1 protein-coding gene is annotated in these 592 nt (G+C 66.9%); it reads left to right on the top strand.

What is annotated here, in order from left to right; translation table 11 throughout:
- The coding region (locus AC6RNO_RS36765; RefSeq protein WP_497108446.1) for an AMP-binding enzyme at positions 1–592 on the top strand (592 nt) is incomplete at both ends.

Here is a 592-nt window from a genome sequence, read left to right as displayed (position 1 = left end):
GAACGGTCCCGCGGAGGAGATTTTGACGATCGGGCGGCCGATCGCGAATACGCGCATCTACATCCTGGGCGCGGAGGGGCAGCTGCAGCCGATCGGCGTAGCCGGGGAGCTGTGCATCGCGGGCCGGGGACTGGCCCGGGGCTACAACAACCGGCCGGAGGAGACGCGGGAGAAGTTCGTGGAGGATCCGTTCGCGCCTGGCGAGCGGATGTACCGCACGGGCGATTTGGCGCGGTGGCTGGAAGACGGCAGCATCGAATATTTGGGCCGCAAGGACCTGCAGGTGAAAGTGCGGGGCTTCCGGATCGAGCTGTCGGAAATCGAGGCGCAGCTCGTCGTGCATCCGGCGGTACAGGCGGCGGTCGTGGCCGGCATCCGGGATGCGAGCGGCAATACCGCCTTGTGCGCCTACGTGGTGCCGGAATGGCTGCTGGAAGGCGAGCTGCAGGACGATTTCACGCAGACTCTGCAGGCCGCTCTGGCGCAAAAGCTGCCGGAATACATGGTGCCGCAGCACTGGGTGCAGATGAGTGAGCTGCCGCTGACGCCCAACGGCAAGGTGGACCGGCGGGCGCTGCCGCAGCCGGAAATG

It is taken from the genome of Paenibacillus sp. sgz302190 (genome assembly GCF_059820445.1).
Note: the sequence above shows the minus strand (reverse complement) of the source record. Positions and strands in the feature narration are given on the sequence as shown.